General features: G+C 59.5%; 1 protein-coding gene. It reads left to right on the forward strand.

The genetic code is table 11. The annotated features are described in order from the left end of the window. Positions 1 to 1,636, forward strand: a 1,636-nt coding sequence (locus EUC46_RS12370; protein ID WP_128774455.1) for a recombinase family protein, incomplete at both ends; no start/stop codon positions are given.

The raw sequence follows: 1,636 nt of genomic DNA on the forward strand, positions 1-1,636 counted from the left end.
GAAGCCGGCGTCCGCCTGATCTCCACCAGCGAGAACATCGACCAGACCCCCGGCGGCATCCTGCTGCACGGCATCATGAGCTCCATCGCCGAGTTCTACAGCCGCAACCTGGCCAACGAAGTCATCAAAGGCATGAGCGAAAAAGCCAGAAACGGCGGCACAGTCGGCAAAGCACCCCTGGGCTACCTCAACGTCCGCGGCCGAGACGAACACGGCAGAGAAACCCGCACCGTCGAACTAGACCCCGAACGCGCACCCCTCATACAACTGGCATTCAGCCAGTACGCCACCGGCAACTGGACACTACGCAAACTCGCCGACCACCTGGCCGGACTAGGCCTCACCACCCCAGCCACACCAAACAAACCAGCCAAACCCATCTCACCCAGACACCTCCACACACTACTACGCCACCCCTACTACAAAGGCACCATCACCTTCCAAGACGTCGAATACCCCGGCAAACACCAGCCACTAGTAGACACCGACACCTGGCAGACCGTCCAAAACATCCTGACATCCCACCGCAACGGCGAACGCCACCGCATCCACAACCACCACCTCAAAAGCACCATCACCTGCGGACTATGCGGCTCCCGCCTACTCGTACAAAACTCCAAGAACCGCCACCACCAGATCTACCGCTACTTCGTATGCGCCAGACGCCACCGCAAACACGACTGCACCTTCCGAGCCGTCCTCATCAACGAAGTCGAAGAACAAATCACAGACCTATACCGCCAGATCCACCTCACAGCCCAAGATCGCCAGCTCATTGAGCGCTACCTCCTTGACGAACTCGAACACATCGAAGCCACCAGCCAAAACACCATCCGCTCCCTAACCACCCGCCGCACCCACCTCAAAGACCAACGACACCAACTCCTCCAAGCCCACTACAACGGCGCCATCCCCCTAGACCTACTCAAAGAAGAACAAGACCGCCTCAGCACCGAGCTACACAGCATCGAACGCACCCTCAACAGCTACCAAGCCGACACCCAACTCGTACGCACCCACCTCAGCCAAGCCCTCGACCTCCTCGAAGACTGCCACCACCTCTACCAAGCCGCCCCCGACCACCTCAAAAAACAACTCAACCACGTCTTCTTCCAACGCATCCTAATCAACCCAGAAATAGACGACAACGGACAAGCCATCATCCCCAGCAGCACAGACACGCCTCCAACAGACACCTCAATACTCATAGACGCACCAAATAACCCAACCGACACCAAAAATACCACACAGCAACCAGATAACACTAACAATACGGCTCGACAATCAGACGACGCGGACACCGGCTCCACCGCACTACAACCGAGCAGCACGCCCGCCGAAGAAGCATCCGGGATCACCGCCAGTGCCACAGTCGAAGACGCCTCGCTTGACCCAGCCCCGTCCATCCCGCCGACCCTCGTCCACAACCAGACCACCGGCACCAGCGCCGCCGCCCAGCTCGTCCCACCCTTCGACCAACTCACCAGCAGCAACCTCCGCAACACCGCCCACACCGCAGCCCGCACCACCGCCCAACGAAAAATGCCCACCAACAAGGGTGAGCATGCTTCCTTCGCTGGGACGCCCCCAGGCCACGCGCCACACAGCGCAGGTTCGTATAAGGACGCCGTGGTAC

Origin of the sequence: Actinomyces oricola, assembly GCF_004104015.1 — a bacterium.
Lineage (GTDB): Bacteria > Actinomycetota > Actinomycetes > Actinomycetales > Actinomycetaceae > Actinomyces > Actinomyces oricola.